This is a genomic window from Mesorhizobium sp. WSM4887 (genome assembly GCF_029625865.1).
Classification (GTDB): Bacteria; Pseudomonadota; Alphaproteobacteria; order Rhizobiales; family Rhizobiaceae; genus Mesorhizobium.
Genome location: NZ_JARTVP010000011.1, coordinates 123,318 through 140,181, shown reverse-complemented (window position 1 = coordinate 140,181; position 16,864 = coordinate 123,318). Strand labels below are relative to the sequence as shown.

20 protein-coding genes are annotated in these 16,864 nt (G+C 63.6%); 8 read left to right on the top strand and 12 right to left on the bottom strand.

Features of this window, described 5'->3' with window-relative positions:
- Window positions 1-29: 29 nt before the first annotated feature.
- The 9 genes from pyrF to P9230_RS27600 form a co-directional block, all read right to left on the bottom strand.
- Window positions 30-731, bottom strand: a complete 702-nt coding sequence (gene pyrF, locus P9230_RS27640; RefSeq protein WP_127239411.1) for an orotidine-5'-phosphate decarboxylase — start codon at window positions 729-731, stop codon at window positions 30-32.
- Window positions 731-1,327, bottom strand: coding sequence for an NADPH-dependent FMN reductase (locus P9230_RS27635; protein WP_067323746.1), 597 nt, complete (start codon window positions 1,325-1,327; stop codon window positions 731-733). The genes pyrF and P9230_RS27635 overlap by 1 nt, the downstream gene beginning before the upstream one ends.
- 75 nt (window positions 1,328-1,402) lie before the next feature.
- The gene (gene pmtA, locus P9230_RS27630; RefSeq protein WP_095799004.1) at window positions 1,403-2,008 is read right to left on the bottom strand and encodes a phospholipid N-methyltransferase PmtA; all 606 of its coding nucleotides are present in this window, start codon (window positions 2,006-2,008) and stop codon (window positions 1,403-1,405) included.
- 122 nt (window positions 2,009-2,130) lie between these two features.
- Window positions 2,131-3,261 (bottom strand): molecular chaperone DnaJ, encoded by a 1,131-nt coding sequence (gene dnaJ / locus P9230_RS27625; RefSeq protein ID WP_067003083.1) that lies wholly within the window; start codon window positions 3,259-3,261, stop codon window positions 2,131-2,133.
- A gap of 220 nt (window positions 3,262-3,481) precedes the next feature.
- On the bottom strand, window positions 3,482-5,398 hold the full coding sequence (gene dnaK / locus P9230_RS27620) for a molecular chaperone DnaK (protein ID WP_095782077.1): 1,917 nt from the start codon (window positions 5,396-5,398) through the stop codon (window positions 3,482-3,484).
- Between the two features lie 386 nt (window positions 5,399-5,784).
- Window positions 5,785-6,783: an LLM class flavin-dependent oxidoreductase gene (locus tag P9230_RS27615; RefSeq protein WP_067323751.1), complete on the bottom strand. Its 999-nt coding sequence runs from the start codon at window positions 6,781-6,783 to the stop codon at window positions 5,785-5,787.
- A 3-nt stretch (window positions 6,784-6,786) separates the two neighbouring features.
- On the bottom strand, window positions 6,787-6,978 hold the full coding sequence (locus P9230_RS27610; protein ID WP_245322439.1) for a hypothetical protein: 192 nt from the start codon (window positions 6,976-6,978) through the stop codon (window positions 6,787-6,789).
- A gap of 88 nt (window positions 6,979-7,066) precedes the next feature.
- The gene (locus tag P9230_RS27605; RefSeq protein ID WP_067003075.1) at window positions 7,067-8,236 is read right to left on the bottom strand and encodes an AI-2E family transporter; all 1,170 of its coding nucleotides are present in this window, start codon (window positions 8,234-8,236) and stop codon (window positions 7,067-7,069) included.
- Between the two features lie 91 nt (window positions 8,237-8,327).
- Window positions 8,328-9,380 (bottom strand): LLM class flavin-dependent oxidoreductase, encoded by a 1,053-nt coding sequence (locus tag P9230_RS27600; protein WP_095799007.1) that lies wholly within the window; start codon window positions 9,378-9,380, stop codon window positions 8,328-8,330.
- Between the two features lie 226 nt (window positions 9,381-9,606).
- On the opposite strand from P9230_RS27600, the gene P9230_RS27595 reads away from it, so the two are divergent.
- Complete coding sequence (locus P9230_RS27595) at window positions 9,607-10,035, top strand: DUF6481 family protein (RefSeq protein ID WP_095776825.1); 429 nt, start codon at window positions 9,607-9,609, stop codon at window positions 10,033-10,035.
- Window positions 10,036-10,100: 65 nt separating this feature from the next.
- Here the strand turns inward: P9230_RS27595 and sugE are convergent, their stop codons facing one another.
- Window positions 10,101-10,415 carry a quaternary ammonium compound efflux SMR transporter SugE gene (gene sugE / locus P9230_RS27590; protein WP_095825476.1) on the bottom strand — a complete coding sequence of 105 codons (315 nt, stop codon included), beginning with the start codon at window positions 10,413-10,415 and terminating at the stop codon, window positions 10,101-10,103.
- 197 nt (window positions 10,416-10,612) lie between these two features.
- The gene (locus tag P9230_RS27585) at window positions 10,613-10,738 is read right to left on the bottom strand and encodes a hypothetical protein (RefSeq protein ID WP_082953831.1); all 126 of its coding nucleotides are present in this window, start codon (window positions 10,736-10,738) and stop codon (window positions 10,613-10,615) included.
- A 247-nt stretch (window positions 10,739-10,985) separates the two neighbouring features.
- On the opposite strand from P9230_RS27585, the gene P9230_RS27580 reads away from it, so the two are divergent.
- Both P9230_RS27580 and P9230_RS27575 read left to right on the top strand, forming a co-directional pair.
- Window positions 10,986-11,945 (top strand): cation diffusion facilitator family transporter, encoded by a 960-nt coding sequence (locus P9230_RS27580; protein ID WP_278121287.1) that lies wholly within the window; start codon window positions 10,986-10,988, stop codon window positions 11,943-11,945.
- A 31-nt stretch (window positions 11,946-11,976) separates the two neighbouring features.
- Complete coding sequence (locus tag P9230_RS27575; RefSeq protein ID WP_127213862.1) at window positions 11,977-12,381, top strand: GFA family protein; 405 nt, start codon at window positions 11,977-11,979, stop codon at window positions 12,379-12,381.
- Window positions 12,382-12,396: 15 nt separating this feature from the next.
- Here P9230_RS27575 and P9230_RS27570 read toward each other — a convergent pair whose 3' ends face one another.
- Window positions 12,397-13,641 carry a DNA recombination protein RmuC gene (locus tag P9230_RS27570; RefSeq protein WP_278121284.1) on the bottom strand — a complete coding sequence of 415 codons (1,245 nt, stop codon included), beginning with the start codon at window positions 13,639-13,641 and terminating at the stop codon, window positions 12,397-12,399.
- A 103-nt stretch (window positions 13,642-13,744) separates the two neighbouring features.
- Here P9230_RS27570 and def point away from each other — a divergent pair, with 103 nt between their 5' ends.
- From def to P9230_RS27545, 5 genes are all read left to right on the top strand, one after another.
- Window positions 13,745-14,275 carry a peptide deformylase gene (gene def, locus P9230_RS27565; protein ID WP_067323765.1) on the top strand — a complete coding sequence of 177 codons (531 nt, stop codon included), beginning with the start codon at window positions 13,745-13,747 and terminating at the stop codon, window positions 14,273-14,275.
- Window positions 14,276-14,692: 417 nt separating this feature from the next.
- Window positions 14,693-14,971: a plasmid stabilization protein gene (locus P9230_RS27560; RefSeq protein WP_082953832.1), complete on the top strand. Its 279-nt coding sequence runs from the start codon at window positions 14,693-14,695 to the stop codon at window positions 14,969-14,971.
- Entirely contained in the window at window positions 14,968-15,393 is a 426-nt protein-coding gene (locus P9230_RS27555; RefSeq protein WP_067323771.1) for a type II toxin-antitoxin system VapC family toxin, read from the top strand. The genes P9230_RS27560 and P9230_RS27555 overlap by 4 nt, the downstream gene beginning before the upstream one ends.
- A gap of 19 nt (window positions 15,394-15,412) precedes the next feature.
- Window positions 15,413-16,348 carry a methionyl-tRNA formyltransferase gene (fmt, locus tag P9230_RS27550; RefSeq protein WP_067323773.1) on the top strand — a complete coding sequence of 312 codons (936 nt, stop codon included), beginning with the start codon at window positions 15,413-15,415 and terminating at the stop codon, window positions 16,346-16,348.
- The gene (locus P9230_RS27545) at window positions 16,345-16,851 is read left to right on the top strand and encodes an N-acetyltransferase (RefSeq protein ID WP_067323775.1); all 507 of its coding nucleotides are present in this window, start codon (window positions 16,345-16,347) and stop codon (window positions 16,849-16,851) included. The genes fmt and P9230_RS27545 overlap by 4 nt, the downstream gene beginning before the upstream one ends.
- Window positions 16,852-16,864: the final 13 nt, after the last annotated feature.

The window sequence follows — 16,864 nt, the reverse complement described above, 5'->3', positions numbered from 1 at the left end:
CCTGTTTCGGTTCGCAAACCGGATCGGCCCTATGCCGAGCACATTTCGGCCAAGATAGCCTCGGCCGCCGCCCGCCGATCCGGCGCCTTGACGATCGGCCGGCCGACGACAAGGTGGCTGGAGCCGTTGCGGATCGCCTGCGCCGGCGTCACCACACGCTTCTGGTCGCCATGGGCGCTGCCGCTCGGCCGTATACCCGGTGTGACCACGGCCATGTCGGGACCGACGATCCGGCGCACGGTTTCGGCCTCCTCGGCCGAGCAGACGATGCCGCCCATGCCGGCATGCAGCGCCTGTTCGGCGCGCCTCAGCACCAGCGTGTGCGGATCGTATTCATAGCCGGCATCGATCATGTCCTGCTCGTCCATCGAGGTCAGCACGGTCACCGCGAGCAGGCAGAGCTCGCTGCCTTTGGCTGCTTCCACCGCCGCCTGCATAGCCTTGGGATAGGCATGCAGTGTCAGCATCGAGACCCCCATCCTGACGATATTCTCGACCCCCTTGGCCACCGTGTTGTCGATGTCGAGCAGCTTCATGTCGAGGAAGACCTTGGTGCCGCCGCTGGCGAGCTCGCGCGCGAAATCGAGCCCGCCGGCGAAGGCGAGCTGATAGCCGATCTTGTAGAAAGAGACGCTGCCTTCGAGCGCGCGCACCGTCTGTTCGGCTTCCTTCAGCGTCGGCACGTCGAGGCCGACGATCAGCCTGTCGCGCATGGTCTCGACCGGATGCATCAGACCTCGATCCTCACGGACAGCATGCGCGAGGTTTCGATCAGTGTACGGCATAGGCGCTCCATCGATTGGTGCAGTCTGGCGTCGCGGAATTGTCCGTCCTCGGCGAAGGCTTCATCGGCGCCGGAAACCGAGCATTCCGGCGTGATCACTTCCATCTGGCAGCGCACCAGCACCGCGCGCAGATGGTTGATGCAGCGTATGCCGGCAAACTTGCCCTCGGAGGAGGAGCAGAGCGCGACGGGCTTGCCGTAAAGCGGCCTGAACGAGCGGCTGCCGTCGCGCCGGAGCCGGCTCACCCAGTCGATCGAATTCTTCAAGAGCGGCGGGATCGAGCCGTTGTATTCAGGCGTCGCGATCAGCAGCCCGTCATGGGCGGATATCTGATGGCCGAGCTTCACGGCATTCTCGGGAATGCCTTTGTCCTTCTCAAGATCCTCGTCCATGATCGGCAGCGGATAGTCGCCGAGCGAAATGCGGGTCACCTCCGCACCCTGCATGGCGAGTTCCTTTTGCGCGACATCGGCCGTCCGGCCGCTGAAAGCGCCGGTGCGGATCGAGCCTGCGAAAACGAGGATTCTTGGGATTACTGCCATCGGCCACCTGTCGAACGACGTATAGGCCGAAGAGCGATCAATCCCCAAGCGCTTTCGATGGCCAAGCGCTTTCGGTCAACATGCCTCGCGTCGGTAGATCCACAGCTGCGTAGGCGGAATGTTGCGGATGATGAAATCGAAATGCTTGACCGTGTAGTCGCCGCGGCCGGGCGGGATCGGCGACAGCGGGCCGTAGGTCAGCTGCACGATCGGCCGGCCGACGGGAATGCGGTCGAGCAGGCTTTCGATGTAGGCGATGCGCTGGGCGACTGGGAAATTGAGCAGCGGCACGCCGGAGACGACCGAATCGAACACCAAGTCGCGCTTGTCGCCGAGTGTTGCGTCGAGGTTGAAGGCGTCGCCCTCGATGACGTTGACGCGCGGATAGAGCCGGCGCAGATGGCGCACGAAGTCGGTCGAGTATTCGATCGCGTAGAGGTTCTCCGGCTTCACGCCCTGGGCGAGGATGGCGCGGGTGATGACGCCGGTGCCGGGGCCGACCTCCAGCACCGGCAGGCCCGATTTCGGGTTGACGATCGAGGCCATCTTGCGGGCGGTCACGGAACTGGTGGGAACGATCGAGCCGACAGCTTTCGGCTTGTCGATCCAGCCTTTGAAGAACTTCAGCTCGTCGTCGAATTTTTCCGCCAGCGCTTTGCGCAACCCGGGACCACGTGCCATGCGAGCTCTCCTCAACGCTCCCCGACCCGCTACTTAGCAGCTAGGTGGAACAAGGCAAGGCAAGATCTGGCATAAGATGTTGATGACGCTGAGGCAGCGCGTCAACCCCTGTCGCACCCCACTCAGGGCTCGCCGAAGGATTCGAAAAAGTCCTTCATGCGGGCGAAGAAGCCGCTCGACTGGGGCGAATTGTCCTTCGAGGAGAGCTGCTCGAACTCTTCCAGGAGCTCGCGCTGGCGCCGCGACAGGTTCTGCGGCGTCTCGACCGCCGTCTGGATGTAGAGATCGCCGACATTGGGCTGCCGCAGCACCGGCATGCCCTTGCCCTTCAGCCGGAACTGGCGGCCGTTCTGGGTGCCTTCCGGCACTTTCACCTTGGTCTGAGTGCCGTCGAGCGTGGTGACCTCGAACGAGCCGCCGAGGGCGGCGGTCGTCATCGAGATCGGCACCTTGCAGTAGAGGTCGGCGCCGTCGCGCTGGAAGAATTCGTGCGGCTTGACGGCAAGGAAGATGTAGAGGTCGCCCGATGGGCCGCCGCGCAGGCCGGCCTCGCCCTCATTGGCAAGCCGGATGCGAGTTCCGTCCTCGATGCCGGCCGGGATGTTGACCGACAGCGAACGCTCCTCGGTGACGCGGCCCTGGCCGGCGCATTTCGGGCAGGGGTCTTTGATCGTCTGGCCGCGCCCCTGGCATTGCGGGCAGGTGCGCTCGATCGAGAAGAAGCCTTGCGTTGCCCGCACCTTGCCATGGCCGTGGCACATCGCGCAGGTGACCGGCTGCGTGCCGGGCTTGGCGCCGCTGCCGGAGCATTCCGAACAGGAAATCGATGCCGGCACGCGGATCTGCGCCGTCTTGCCCAAAAACGCCTCTTCCAGCGAGATTTCCATGTTGTAGCGCAGGTCGGCCCCGCGCTCGCGGCCGCCCGACGAGCGGCGCTGGCGGCCACCCATCATGTCGCCGAAAATGTCTTCGAAGATGTCGGCGAAGCCGCCGGCGCCGAAGCCGTGCGCCGCGCCATTCATGCCGCCCTGCTCGAAGGCGGCGTGGCCGAAACGGTCATAGGCCGCGCGCTTCTGCGGGTCCTTCAGCGTCTCGTAGGCTTCGTTGATTTCCTTGAACTTGTGCTCGCAGGCATGGTCGCCGGGGTTGCGGTCGGGATGGAACTGCATGGCGAGCTTGCGGAAAGCGCTCTTCAGCTCCTTGTCGTCGGCGCCTTTTTGCACGCCCAGCGTTTCGTAGAAATCAGCTTTCATTTTTTCCCGCTGTCCGGATGCTCAATGTCTTCAAGCATTGTCGCGTCGTCGCCGGCACGTTGTTCGATTTAGGAGCGATGTTGCCCGGATGCCAGAGCCGAGCCGTGCTCACCGGTGTTTTTCCGTCAATTTTTGGGCCAGGTCCGCACTTTTTCGGTGAAGGTTGCAAAAAAGCCCGGCCTTGCGCCGGGCTTTTCGCATTATGTGGCCGTCAGCCGGCTCAGGCCGACTTCTTCTTGTCGTCGTCTTCGTCGATTTCCTCGAAGTCGGCGTCGACCACGTCCGAATCCTTGGCGGCGTCCGCCTTGGCGTCGGCTTCGGCCGCTTCCTTCTGCGAGGCCTCGTACATGGCCTGGCCAAGCTTCATCGAAGCTTCGGCGAGCGACTGCGACTTGGCCTCGATATCGGCCACGTCATCGCCTTCAGCTGCGGACTTCAGCGCCGCAATCGCGTCGGCGATCGCGGTGCGGTCGGCCTCCGAGACCTTGTCGCCATAGTCCTTCAGCGACTTCTCGGACGAATGCACCAGCGATTCGGCCTGGTTGCGGGCCTCGACGAGGGCGCGGCGCTTCTTGTCGGCCTCGGCATTTGCCTCGGCGTCCTTCACCATCTTCTCGATGTCGGCATCGGACAGACCACCCGAAGCCTGGATGCGGATCTGGTGCTCCTTGCCGGTGCCCTTGTCCTTGGCCGAGACGTTGACGATGCCGTTGGCGTCGATGTCGAAGGTGACCTCGATCTGCGGCACGCCGCGCGGAGCCGGCGGAATGCCGACCAGATCGAACTGGCCGAGCAGCTTGTTGTCGGCCGCCATCTCGCGCTCGCCCTGGAAGACGCGGATGGTCACCGCCGACTGCGAATCCTCGGCCGTCGAGAACACCTGGCTCTTCTTAGTCGGGATCGTGGTGTTGCGTTCGATCAGCCTGGTGAAAACGCCGCCCAGCGTCTCGATGCCGAGCGACAGCGGCGTCACGTCGAGCAACAGCACGTCCTTCACGTCGCCCTGCAGCACGCCGGCCTGGATGGCGGCGCCGAGCGCGACCACCTCATCCGGGTTGACGCCCTTGTGCGGCTCCTTGCCGAAGAACTGCTTCACGATCTCCTGGATCTTGGGCATGCGGGTCATGCCGCCGACCAGCACCACTTCGTCGATCTCGCCCGCCTTCAGGCCGGCATCCTTGAGCGCCGCCTTGCAGGGGTCGATGGTGCGCTGCACGAGGTCCTCGACCAGGCTCTCGAACTTCGCCCGGGTGAGCTTCATCGTCAGGTGCTTCGGCCCGCTGGCGTCGGCAGTGATGAAGGGCAGGTTGATCTCGGTCTGCGTCGTCGACGACAGCTCGATCTTGGCCTTCTCGGCCGCTTCCTTCAGGCGCTGCAGGGCGAGCTTGTCGGCCTTGAGGTCGATGCCTTGCTCCTTCTTGAACTCGGCCGCCAGGTACTCGACCAGGCGCATGTCGAAGTCCTCGCCGCCGAGGAAGGTGTCGCCGTTGGTCGACTTCACCTCGAAGACGCCGTCGCCGATCTCGAGCACCGAAATGTCGAACGTGCCGCCGCCAAGGTCATAGACGGCAATGGTCTTGCCGTCCTTCTTCTCCAGACCATAGGCAAGTGCGGCAGCCGTCGGCTCGTTGATGATGCGCAGCACTTCGAGGCCGGCGATCTTGCCGGCGTCCTTGGTCGCCTGGCGCTGGGCATCGTTGAAATAGGCCGGAACGGTGATGACCGCTTTCTCGACCTTCTCGCCGAGATAGGCTTCAGCCGTTTCCTTCATCTTCTGCAGGATCATGGCCGAGATCTGGCTGGGCGAAAGCTTCTTGCCGCCGGCCTCGACCCAGGCATCGCCATTGTCGCCCTTGACGATCTTATAGGGGACAAGCTTCTTGTCCTTCTCCGTCACCGGATCGTCATAGCGGCGGCCGATCAGGCGCTTGACCGCGAAGATGGTGTTTTCAGGATTGGTGACCGCCTGGCGCTTGGCCGGCTGGCCGACGAGGCGTTCGCCATCGCTGTTGATGGCGACGATGGAAGGGGTCGTGCGCGCGCCTTCCGCATTCTCGATAACCTTGGGCTCCTTGCCGTCCATGATGGCGATGCAGGAGTTGGTGGTTCCGAGGTCGATACCGATTACTTTTGCCATTGTTCTAGTCTCTCCTCTAAGCAGGCTCTCAGGACCCTGAATAAGGCGTTCCGACGAAAGCCCCTGTTCACAAGAAATTCCGCCACGGTCCCCGGGTTTTCAAGGCCGGGCGGTTGGCGCGTATATAAGAACAGGCGGCACGAGGCGCAAGCATCCTGCGCAACGCATCCACCAAGCCGATCCCCTGCCGGGAACAATGCTAAATCGCCAATTTTGCGGCCGATTTGCCGCCCGATACGCCCGGACCGAGGTAAATCCGGCGCGGGCAAAAACGTCGCAGTCGCCATGATCCGGGCGTGAATGCCTGCGAACGGAGTTCCGTGGAGCTTCAGAAAGATGTGTTTTCCGCGATCGCTTGCGCCCCCCGGTCGACAGGCGGCCAGCGGTCAGGCGGCTTGCGACATCGATCTGCGCACGTCCGCGAGGATCTCGAAGGAGCGCACCCGCGCGGTGTGGTCGAACATCTGCGCCGTCACCATCAATTCGTCGGCGCCGGTGCGGCGCACGAAGGCGTCGATGCCCTGGCGGACCGTCTCCGGCGCGCCGACGACGGCACAGGACAGCGCCTGGGCCAGCATGGATCTGGCGACGGGATCAAGGTCGCGGTCGTAGTTTTCGACCGGCGGCGGCAGCTGGCCGGGCCGGCCGCTGCGCAGGTTGACGAAGGCCTGCTGCAGCGAGGTGAACAAAAGCTTCGCCTCGGCATCGGTGGGTGCCGCAAAGACATTGAGGCCGAGCATCACATAAGGCTTGTCGAGCTGCGCCGACGGCTGGAAGCGAGTGCGATAGACCTCCAGCGCGTGGTCGAGTTCGGCCGGCGCGAAATGCGAGGCGAAAGCATAGGGCAGCCCAAGCAGCGCCGCGAGCTGCGCGCCATAGAGGCTGGAGCCAAGGATCCAGACCGGCACGTCCTGGCCTTCGCCCGGCACCGCGCGGATGCGCTGACCTTCCTCGGCCGGCTGGAAATAGCCCATCAGCTCGACCACGTCCTGGGGGAAGTTGTCGCTGGCCTCCAGGTTGCGGCGAAGCGCCCGCGCCGTCATCATATCGGTGCCTGGCGCGCGACCGAGGCCGAGATCGATGCGGCCGGGGAAAAGTGCTGCCAGCGTGCCGAACTGCTCGGCAATCATCAGCGGCGCATGGTTGGGCAGCATGATGCCACCGGCGCCGACGCGGATAGTCTTGGTGCCGCCGGCGATATGGGCGATGACAACCGACGTCGCGGCACTGGCAATGCCCGGCATGTTGTGGTGCTCGGCGAGCCAGTAGCGCTTGTAGCCAAGCCGCTCGGCATGGCAGGCAAGGTCGAGCGAATTGGCCAGCGACCGCGAGGCATCGCTGCCTTGCGTGATCGGCGACAGGTCGAGAACCGAAAGGGCCGTCATTGGTCAGGTCTCCACGATTTGCTTCTGCCGCAACCGGGCCTCGAATTCGGCGCGGTCGGGAATGACGATGGCGAACTGGCCCTCCAGCACGTCGGCGAGTTCGGTCGCCGAGGCGATTTCCCGCTGCTCGCTGCGGCCGCCGAGATGGTGGATAGACAGGCGGTTGTTGCGCAGCGCGAGACCGAAGTCATTCATGCAGGCGGGTCCGGTTAGACCGGACCGATATAGGCACTCGCCATGGGCGCCGCAAACAGCCGGCCGGACATGCTGATTGGGCCAGGCCTCACGCGCCGGATTTGTGGTTGTTATCGCCGGCCTCGTCGTCGATCGCCATGGTCTGCTGCGCGGCGAGGAAATTGCCGACATGGCTGAGGCCATCGAAATGGTCGCAGAACACCTTGATGACCACCAGCAGCGGCACCGCCATCAGCGCGCCGACGAAACCCCAGAGCCAGGACCAGAAGGCGATGGCGATGAAGATCGCCACCGCGTTTATCTCGAGCCGCCGGCCGACCACCGTCGGGGTCACGAACTGCCCCTCGACGATGTCGCACAACAAAACGAAGGCGGGTGCCAGCAACGCGTAGGGGATCGTATCGAAGCTGATCAGCGCGATGATCGTGACCAGCAGCAAGGTGATCAGCCCGCCGACATAGGGCAGGAAGTTGAGCAGCGCCGCGGCCGCGCCCCAGACCTGCGGGTTCGGCATCCCAAGTCCCCAAAGGCCAAGTCCGATCACCGTGCCGAGGCCGGCGTTGATGGCCGCCACGGTAAGCAGGTAATGGGAAATCTCGTGCTCGACGTCATAGACGATGCGCAGCGCGCGCTTCTTGTCGCTGAGGTGGGCGAAGGACTGGACGATCTTCTCGTAGAACAAGGTGCCGGAGGCGAGCAGGAACAGCGACAGCACGAAGACGAGGGTGATGCTCGTGCCGGCTCCCAGAATGTTGCTGGCCGCCGTCGACAGGATGCCGGACGGCGCCAGCGCGACCTTCTGCACACCCGGTTCCTGCGATGTCTCGGTCAGGGCCTGCAGTTGACGCGAGAGATCCATGACCCTCTCGAGCGGACGCTTGAAAGGCGCCAGCCGCTCGGTGAGTTGCTCGCCGATCGAGTAGCTGTTGTTGATGAGGTCGATGACCGGGCCGCTGAGCAGGTAACCGGCGCTGGCGAAGACGAAGAGGGACAGCAACACCAGCAGTGTCGCGGAGGCCACCTCGGGGATGCCGCGCTTGCGCAGGAAGCGCACGATCGGGGTCAGCGTCAGCGCCAGCAGGAAGGCGAGGATCACCGGCATGAAGAAGGCGCGGGCGAAATAAAGCGCGGCGATCGTTATCAGCACGAAGATGCCGATCAGCAGCAATCGAATCAGGCGCAATTCGGCGCGGGCGCTGGCGCGCTCGTCCGGGCTTTCGGCAACGTTCGAACCCGAAGCGCTCGTTTCGACCTTCATCCGTTCCCTCGCGATCGCCGAGGAAAACGTACGCGCCGCCGCCAAGGTTCCTTAGCCGGCGGTGAGGGCGCATCTTGCTGGGCAGGCGTGCTCAGGCGACGGGCGCCGGCGCGGCCTTCACCGTTTCCTTGCGCACGACCGGCGCCACCTTGGTGCCGTAGAGCTCGATCGCCTTCATGACCTTGGCATGCGGCATGGTGCCGATCGCCATCTGCAACAGGAAGCGGTCGTTGCCGAAGATCTTGTGCTGGGCGACGATCTTTTCCGCCACCTGTTCGGGATCGCCGACGAACAGCGCGCCGTTCGGCCCGCGCGCCTGATCGAAATGCGCCCGCGAGGTCGGCCCCCAGCCGCGCTCACGGCCGATGCGGTTCATCACCTCGGCTTGCGGTGCGTAGAAATCGTCGGCCGCCTTCTCGGTCGTCTCGCCGACGAAGCCATGCACGTTCAAGCTGGTCGCGAGCGAGGCGGGATCGTTGCCGGCGCGCCTTGCCGCCTCGCGATAGATCTCGAACAGCGGCGCGAAGCGGGCCGGCTCGCCGCCGATGATGGCAAGCGCCAGCGGCAGGCCGAGCACGCCGGCGCGGGCGGCGGACTGCGGCGTCCCGCCAATAGCGATCCAGATCGGCAGCTTGTCCCGGAAAGGTCGGGGATAGACGCCGCGGCCGTTGATCGGCGCGCGCAGCTTGCCCTGCCACGTCACCTTCACCTGGTCGCGGATGGCAAGCAGGAGATCGAGCTTCTCGGCGAAGAGCTCGTCATAGTCCTCGAGATTGTAACCGAACAGCGGAAACGATTCGATGAAGGAGCCGCGCCCGGCCATGATCTCGGCGCGGCCCCCGGACAGAAGGTCGAGCGTCGCGAACTGCTGGAAGACCCGCACCGGATCGTCGGAAGAAAGCACCGTGACCGCGCTGGTGAGCTTGATCCGCTTCGTCCGCTCCGCGGCCGCGGCCAGCGCCACGACCGGCGCCGAGGCTGCATAGTCGGGGCGATGGTGTTCGCCGAGGCCGAACACGTCGAGACCGACCTGGTCGGCCAGCTCGACCTCCTCGATCAGGTTGCGCAGCCGTTCGTGCGGGCCGATGGCGCCGGGGCCCGGCTCCGGGCTGACATCCGCGAAAGTGTAGAGGCCAAGTTCCATTTTCATGCATCCTGATGCGCCGCTTGGGCGTTGATTGTTGGCGCTAGAGGTAGCGACCGGCCCCCAGAGCCGCCAGAGGCGCGATTTGTGAACAGTGCATCGCGCCGCGACGACGTATCCCGACGGCAACAGCCCAGATTTTCATGGCTGGCATACCGTTTTGGCGCTTGAACTCACCGCTTTCGCGCGTATGTAAGCGTCGCGAATTGACTTCAGGGAAGTGGACTTGGCTATTTACAGGGAAAAAGACATATTCGAGCGGCGCAACGCCGCGAACGAGGCAAAGAAGGCGCTCCTGGAGCGCTTCAAGTCAAAGCCGGCGGCGGACGACCCAGCGGTTCTGGCGCGTCAGGCGGAACGCAAGGCGATCCTCGAGGCCCGTGCTATCCGCGAGGCCGAGAAGGCCCGGTTGAAGCAGGAAAAGCTGGCGCGCGAAGCGGCCGAGAAGGCTGAACGCGAGGCAGTGGCCGAAGCGGCCCGTATTGCTGCCGAAGAGGCAGCGGCTGCCGAGGCCAAGATCCGCGAAGCCGAGGAAACCGAACGCATCGCCCGCCTGCTCGCCGAGGAGGCCGAACGCAAGGCCAAGCGCGATGCGCGCTACGCCGCCCGCAAGGCGCGCGTCGGTCGCACGCCTCCGGGCTTCTCGGCCCGCTAGGTTCGAGTTCGTTTCGAAAATGAGTCAGGGTCGCCAGGAGCGGCCCTGAACGCGTTCGTGCTACATCAGCCGACGAGCTTCAGCCCGACGATGCCGCAGACGATCAGGCCGATGCAGGCAAGCCGCACTGCGGTCGCCGGCTCGCCGAGCAGCCAGATGCCGAGCAAGGCCGTGCCGACAGTGCCGATGCCGGTCCATACCGCATAGGCCGTGCCGACGGGCAATGTCTTCAACGCAAGCCCGAGCAGGCCAAGGCTGACGATCATCGAGACGATCGTGAGCACGGTCGGCAGCGGCTTCGAGAAACCATCGGTATATTTGAGGCCGATCGCCCAGCCGATCTCGAACAGGCCGGCGAAGAAAAGGAAGATCCAGGACATCGCGAACGCTCCATCGATCGAGCATCGAATGCTCGACGTTTGACGTGGCGGGTCGTCCCGGCCGGGTTTCGGGGAAGCGAGGTCGTCCTCGCGGTACCGATATAGTGAGTTCTGTACCCCGATCAACAAAACACCGGCAGCATTCGGCATGCCGCCGGTTCAAATCCGCATCGAGACGGATCGGCCGCGCTGACGGCCTACTTCTCCTTGATGCGCATCGCCTTGACCGGCGGCGCCTTCGGAGCCGGGGCCGCGGCCGGTTTCTTGGCGTCCTTTTTCGGCTTGCGGGGTTCCTTGCCCGCCTTCATCGCACCTTTCGCCATGATTCGCTCCTCCGATTTGTGGGCAGCACAAGTGAAACAAGAGAAGCGCCCGACCGCAAGAGGCCGCTTGCAGCTTCGAAAGCCGGCTTGCGCTATGTCAACCGTTTTCCCTTCATCCCGCGACCTTGGGATCGATCAGGCAACAGAAATGCATAGGGGCATCTGAACCTCGGAGCGGCTGGCGCATTGTCGGTGGAGCTTTGGGCGGCGGCCGCTAAGCTCCCACTTGGAAGAGGATCGGAAGCGCATGGCAGGGCATAGCGGCTCGAAAAGAGTGATCTACGCCGCGCTCGCCGGCAATATTGCGATCGCGCTGACTAAATTCGCCGCAGCATTCTTCACAGGCTCTTCAGCCATGCTGTCGGAGGGGGTGCATTCGCTGGTCGACACGGGCAATGGCGCGCTTCTGCTTTACGGCATGCGCCGTGCCGCGCGCCCGCCCGACCTCACGCATCCGCTCGGACATGGACGCGAACTCTATTTCTGGAGCTTCATTGTCGCCCTGCTGGTGTTCGCGCTTGGCGCCGGCGTTTCCTTCTACGAGGGCGTCATCCACATCATGGCGCCGGAACCGGTCGTCAACGCCAAGGTCAACTACATCGTGCTTGGTCTTTCTTTTCTGTTCGAAGGCAGTTCCTGGCTGGTGGCGCTGAAGGAGTTCCGCCCGCAAAAGGGCAAGCAGGGCTGGTTTCAGGCGGTGCGCCGCAGCAAGGACCCCAGCGTCTACACCGTGCTGTTCGAGGACAGCGCGGCGCTGCTCGGCCTCGTCGTCGCCTTCGCGGGCATCCTTACGTCTGAACTTCTGGCGATCCCCGAGCTCGACGGCGCCGGCTCGATCGGCATCGCCGTCATCCTGGGCGCCACCGCCATCTTCTTGGCGCGCGAGAGCAAGGGTCTGCTGCTCGGCGAGCCTGCTTCGCCCGAGGTGGAACGCATGGTTCTGGTGATCGCCGACCACGACCCGGCCGTGCAGCGGGCGAACGGCATACTGAGCGTCCATATCGGCCCGCAGGAGATCGTCGCAGGCCTAAGCATCGAATTCGAGGATCATCTCACGGCGCCCGAGATCGAAGCCTGCGTTGAACGCCTGGAGGTGCGACTGAAAAGCGACATGCCCGAAATCACCAGGCTGTTCGTCAAGCCGCAGGCGACTGGCACATGGGAGCGCAGGCGTAAGCCTATCGCCGGGGCCTTCGAAGAGGATTAGATTTGAGCGAAGCAGTCTTGGGAGCAAGCCCATGAGAATCGACGGCGGGTGTCATTGCGGCGCCATCACCTACGAAGCGGAGGTCGATCCCGAAAAGACCTCGATCTGTCATTGCACCGATTGCCAGCAACTGACGGGAACGGCCTTTCGCGTGACGGTGGGCACGCCAGAAGAGCACTACCGGATTACCAAGGGCACGCCGAAGGTCTACATCAAGACCGGATCCAGCGGCGCCAAGCGCGCGCAGGGGTTTTGCGGCGAATGCGGATCGCATCTCTATGCGACGTCGGTCGGCGATGGACCGAAAATCTACGGCATTAGGGTGGGCACGGCGCGCCAGCGCGACCAACTGGTGCCGAGAAGGCAGGTCTGGCACCGCTCGGCGTTGCACTGGCTGCCGGAAATCGAAGGCATCACCACCATCGAGGAGCAGTAACGGAGTTACGACAGCTCAGTCGTCGCCTTCGACGACGCGCAGCCTGAGCTGACCCGTCTTGGAATCGGCCACGCGTGCGCCCGCCTCCACCTTGGCAGGACCGCGTGGCGGTTCGGGTTCGCCCTCGGCGAACTCCAGCGCCTCGATCTTCTGCCCGCGTTTGGTGACCTTCGTCGTCGAGACGAGGATGTCGTCGATATCCCTGGCCGCCTGGCCGAAATGCGTCTGCAGCCGGCGCACGCGCTCGTCGACTCGCGCCACGTCCTCCATCAGGCGGATGACCTCGCCCTGGATCAGATGCGCCTGCTCGCGCATGCGCGCGTCCTTCAGGATCGCCTGGATGACCTGGATCGACAGCATCAGCAATGACGGCGAGACGATGACGACGCGGGCGCGGTGCGCCTTCTGCACCACGGCCTCGAAATTCTCGTGAATCTCCGCGAACACCGATTCCGAGGGCACAAACATGAAGGCGGTGTCCTGCGTCTCGCCCTGGATCAGGTATTTTTCCGCGATATCGCGGATATGCACCTCGATGTCGCGCCGGAACGCCTGCGCCGCCGCCTTCTGCAAGTCGGCGGCTTCGGCGGCACGAATGGCGTTCCAGGCTTCCAGCGGAAACTTGGCGTCGATGGCGAGCATCGGCGCACCGTTCGGCATCCGCACCAGGCAGTCGGGCCGGCTGCCGTTGGAAAGGCTCGCCTGGAACTCGTACGCGCCGTGCGGCAGGCCGTCGGCAATGATCGCCTCCATGCGCGACTGGCCGAAGGCGCCGCGAGTCTGCTTGTTGGAGAGGATCGCCTGCAGCTGCACGACCTGTCCGGCTAAAGATTGGATGTTGCCCTGCGCCGTGTCGATGACCGCCAGCCGCTCCTGCAGCTTGGCCAGGCTCTCATGCGTCGACTTGGTCTGCTCGGCCATGGTCTGGCCAAGGCGGCCGGTCATGGCGTCGAGCCGCTGTCCGAGCGATTGGGTGAGCTCGGCCTGCCTGGCGCCGAACACTTCGGCGATCGCGCCCATGCGACCCTGCATCTCGGCCTGCGCCTGAAGAATGTCCGCCATCCTGGCCTCGGTGTCGCGGGCATGGTCGGCCGCTTCGGCCGCCGCTGCCGCGCGCGCCTTTCCCGCGCGCCACAACGCGATGACGAGCGCCAGGAACAGCGTCAGCAGCAGCAGCGCTCCGAAGCCAAGCGCCTCGCCGAGCCTGATTGTGGTGGCGCCGAGCCGCGCCACGGGTTGCGAAAGGGTCATGTCGTTCATTTGGGCAGCATAGCCGATTCGCTCTGCTGGCACAGATCAAAACGTGAACAAGTCAAAGCCGCCCCGGTTGACGCTTTTCCATCGACGTCTTAGGTGAGACGCCATGTCGATCAAGCCGCTCATCATCCTTCCCGATCCGATCCTGCGCCAGGTTTCCAAACCGGTCGAGCGCGTCGACGGCGACTTGCGCAAGCTCACCGACGACATGCTGGAAACCATGTATGACGCGCCGGGCATAGGGCTGGCGGCGATCCAGGTCGGCGAGCCGCGGCGTTTGCTGGTCATCGACCTTGCCAAGGAAGGCGAGCCGCCGGCGCCGCATGTCTTCATCAATCCGGAAATCCTCGAAAGCTCCGACGAGCGCTCGGTCTATGAGGAAGGCTGCCTGTCGATCCCTGACTATTATGCCGAGGTCGAGCGTCCCGCGGCGGTGCGGGTGAAATATCTCGACCGCGAGGGCAAGCTGCAGGAGATGCAGGCCGAAGGCCTGATGGCGACCTGCCTGCAGCACGAGATCGACCATCTTAACGGCGTGCTGTTCATCGACCATATCTCGAAGCTGAAGCGCGACATGGTGGTCAGGAAATTCAAGAAGCTCGCCAAGGACAAGGCGCCGGGCAAGATGGCGGGCTGAACCTCATTCGAGCATTCCACGCAGGATCCAGTCTTTCCCGACTTCGATGGCTTTGGAACCCAACTCAAACGCAAGCGCGGGACTTTGGCGAGAATATTAAAACCACGACTAATTGCCACTGCAAAAAGCGGCGTGAGGTAGACAGCTAATGCTCGCTCACGTCGTTTGGACAACTCGCCCTTCGTAGATTCCTCATCGAGCGGTTTGAACCTGGCGTAGACGCGCCCAAAAGTCTTTTGACGAGTCTTCATATGAATGGCTCCGAAGAGGCAAGAGGGCCGAATCATATGAGGAAAGCATTCGAACTTAGTTACCGAAGAGTCTTTCAGCGCCGCGCAAACCCGTGCTGGGTATGATTGAGCAAATCGCCTAACCATGATATCATGATATCAATTTGGAGGTTTAGCCTTGAGCGATATGCTAATCAGAAATGTACCAGAACCCCTAAAGCGCGAAATTGAGCAAGCCGCTCGAAAAGTCGGCCAGAGCCTATCGGGCAAAGCCATCGATCTTTTGTGGAAGGGCATGAGTGTGGAAAAGGAAAGAAGGCTAGAGCCAAACTTCTCAGCATGGGAGAGTATCCGCTCCGCATTCGCAAACGAAAGCGCAATTGACAACGAGTTTGCTGAGACAATGGCTGAAATCGAAGCTGCGAGGAAACAGGACTTTGGCCCCTTGGTCGAGGGTTTCGATTGATTATTCTCGACACCAACGTCGTTTCCGAAGCAAGCAGGATCACACCTGATCCGAACGTGGTCGAATGGTTTCGCAAACAGGATCTGCTCAATCTTTACCTGTGCGGCCCGGTCGTCATGGAACAATCTTTCGGCGCCGAGAGATTTCTGAATAAGACCGGCTCTGATCGGCACGTTCGTGCTCTCGACCATCTGATCTCGAAGCAGTTTTCGGGTCGCATCGTTGACTTTGCTGGCTCGGTACCTCGCCTTACCGGCAAGCTTCGGGCAATGCGGGAAAATCTCGGTCGTCCGGTCAGTCTTTCCGATGCCATGATTGCGGCTATCTGTCTGGCCCATGACGCTACGCTTGCGACACGCAATGTTCGCGACTTCGACGAGCTTGGCCTGAAGCTCGTGAACCCGTTTGAAGCGGACGCCTGAACATAGCATGGCAGGAGAAATGCCCCTTCGCGTCATCTTTATGGGCACGCCGGAGTTTTCCGTGCCGACGCTCAGCGCCATCGCCGAGGCCGGCCACGAGATTGCCGCCGTCTATACGCAGCCGCCGCGCGCCGCCGGCCGGCGCGGGTTGGAATTGACGCCCTCGCCCGTGCAGCGCGAGGCGGAACGGCTCGGGCTCGAGGTGCGCACGCCGACATCGCTCAAGGCAGAGACCGAGCAGCAGGCCTTTGCCGGTTTGCGGGCCGATGTCGCCGTGGTCGTCGCCTATGGCCTCCTTCTGCCGAAACCCGTTCTTGAGGCCACCAGGCTCGGGTGCCTCAACGGCCATGCCTCACTTTTGCCGCGTTGGCGCGGTGCTGCTCCCATACAGCGCGCCATCATGGCCGGCGATGTCGAAACCGGCATGATGGTGATGCGCATGGAAGAGGGGCTGGACACCGGCCCGGTGGCATTGGTTGAAAAATGCGCCATTGGTCCCGATATGACCGCCGGGGAATTGCATGACCTCCTCATGGCTCGAGGCGCCTCGCTGATGGTGGATGCGCTCGCACAGTTGGGGATAAATTGTCTGACATTTGCCCCGCAGGCGACGGAAGGGGTGACCTATGCGCGAAAGATCGATAAATCGGAGACACGCGTAGACTGGACGCGGCCTGCCGGCGAAGTCCACAATCACATTCGCGGCCTCTCGCCCTTTCCGGGCGCGTGGTGCGAGGTCGAAATTGGTGGCCGCGTGGAGCGGCTGAAACTGCTTCGCTCGACGCTTTCCAACGGCGTCGGCGAGTCGGGAGGTATTCTCGATGATCGGCTGACGGTCGCCTGCGGGTCAGGCGCGGTGCGGCTGGTCGAAGTTCAACGGGCGGGTGGAAGGCCCGCCGCCGCGCAGGAGTTTTTGCGCGGGGCCAAGATCGAAAAAGGAACGAAACTCCAATGAGCATGATGTCGATACGTGCGGCGACGCCGCGGGATCGCGAGGCGATCCGCCTCGTCGAAGAGCATGCCTTCGGCCAGCAGGCGGAGGCCGGCCTGGTCGATGCGCTGGTCACCGGCGGCGACGCCGTCGTCGAGCTGGTTGCGGAAGAAGATGGCCAGGTCGTCGGCCACATCCTGTTTTCCAGGCTTTTTGTGCAGAACGGCGGCAAGCGCTTCGCGGCCGTGGCGCTGGCGCCGCTGGCCGTCGAGCCGTCCTTCCACGGCACCGGCATCGGCGGCGCGCTGATCCGCGAGGCGCATGTCCGCCTGAAGGAAGCCGGCGAGGCTTTGGCGGTGGTGCTCGGCGATCCGGCCTATTACGGCCGCTTCGGCTACACCCACGCCCGCGCCGAGAAATTCGAGAGCGAATACCAGGGCGAGGCGCTGCAGGCGCTGGCCTGGGGCGACGCGCCCGAGGCCGGCAGACTGCTATACGCTTCGGCCTTCACCGCGCTGGCCGCCTAGGCGAGCGCGAACG

Excerpts from the sequence above, each read along its gene's own strand:
- pyrF (WP_127239411.1), bottom strand. The coding sequence starts at position 731 with ATGCATCCGGTCGAGACCATGCGCGACAGGCTGATCGTCGGCCTCGAC.
- P9230_RS27635 (WP_067323746.1), bottom strand. The coding sequence starts at position 1,327 with ATGGCAGTAATCCCAAGAATCCTCGTTTTCGCAGGCTCGATCCGCACC.
- pmtA (WP_095799004.1), bottom strand. The coding sequence starts at position 2,008 with ATGGCACGTGGTCCCGGGTTGCGCAAAGCGCTGGCGGAAAAATTCGAC.
- dnaJ (WP_067003083.1), bottom strand. The coding sequence starts at position 3,261 with ATGAAAGCTGATTTCTACGAAACGCTGGGCGTGCAAAAAGGCGCCGAC.
- dnaK (WP_095782077.1), bottom strand. The coding sequence starts at position 5,398 with ATGGCAAAAGTAATCGGTATCGACCTCGGAACCACCAACTCCTGCATC.
- P9230_RS27615 (WP_067323751.1), bottom strand. The coding sequence starts at position 6,783 with ATGACGGCCCTTTCGGTTCTCGACCTGTCGCCGATCACGCAAGGCAGC.
- P9230_RS27610 (WP_245322439.1), bottom strand. The coding sequence starts at position 6,978 with ATGAATGACTTCGGTCTCGCGCTGCGCAACAACCGCCTGTCTATCCAC.
- P9230_RS27605 (WP_067003075.1), bottom strand. The coding sequence starts at position 8,236 with ATGAAGGTCGAAACGAGCGCTTCGGGTTCGAACGTTGCCGAAAGCCCG.
- P9230_RS27600 (WP_095799007.1), bottom strand. The coding sequence starts at position 9,380 with ATGGAACTTGGCCTCTACACTTTCGCGGATGTCAGCCCGGAGCCGGGC.
- sugE (WP_095825476.1), bottom strand. The coding sequence starts at position 10,415 with ATGTCCTGGATCTTCCTTTTCTTCGCCGGCCTGTTCGAGATCGGCTGG.
- P9230_RS27585 (WP_082953831.1), bottom strand. The coding sequence starts at position 10,738 with ATGGCGAAAGGTGCGATGAAGGCGGGCAAGGAACCCCGCAAGCCGAAA.
- P9230_RS27580 (WP_278121287.1), top strand. The coding sequence starts at position 10,986 with ATGGCAGGGCATAGCGGCTCGAAAAGAGTGATCTACGCCGCGCTCGCC.
- P9230_RS27575 (WP_127213862.1), top strand. The coding sequence starts at position 11,977 with ATGAGAATCGACGGCGGGTGTCATTGCGGCGCCATCACCTACGAAGCG.
- P9230_RS27570 (WP_278121284.1), bottom strand. The coding sequence starts at position 13,641 with ATGAACGACATGACCCTTTCGCAACCCGTGGCGCGGCTCGGCGCCACC.
- def (WP_067323765.1), top strand. The coding sequence starts at position 13,745 with ATGTCGATCAAGCCGCTCATCATCCTTCCCGATCCGATCCTGCGCCAG.
- P9230_RS27560 (WP_082953832.1), top strand. The coding sequence starts at position 14,693 with ATGCTAATCAGAAATGTACCAGAACCCCTAAAGCGCGAAATTGAGCAA.
- fmt (WP_067323773.1), top strand. The coding sequence starts at position 15,413 with ATGCCCCTTCGCGTCATCTTTATGGGCACGCCGGAGTTTTCCGTGCCG.
- P9230_RS27545 (WP_067323775.1), top strand. The coding sequence starts at position 16,345 with ATGAGCATGATGTCGATACGTGCGGCGACGCCGCGGGATCGCGAGGCG.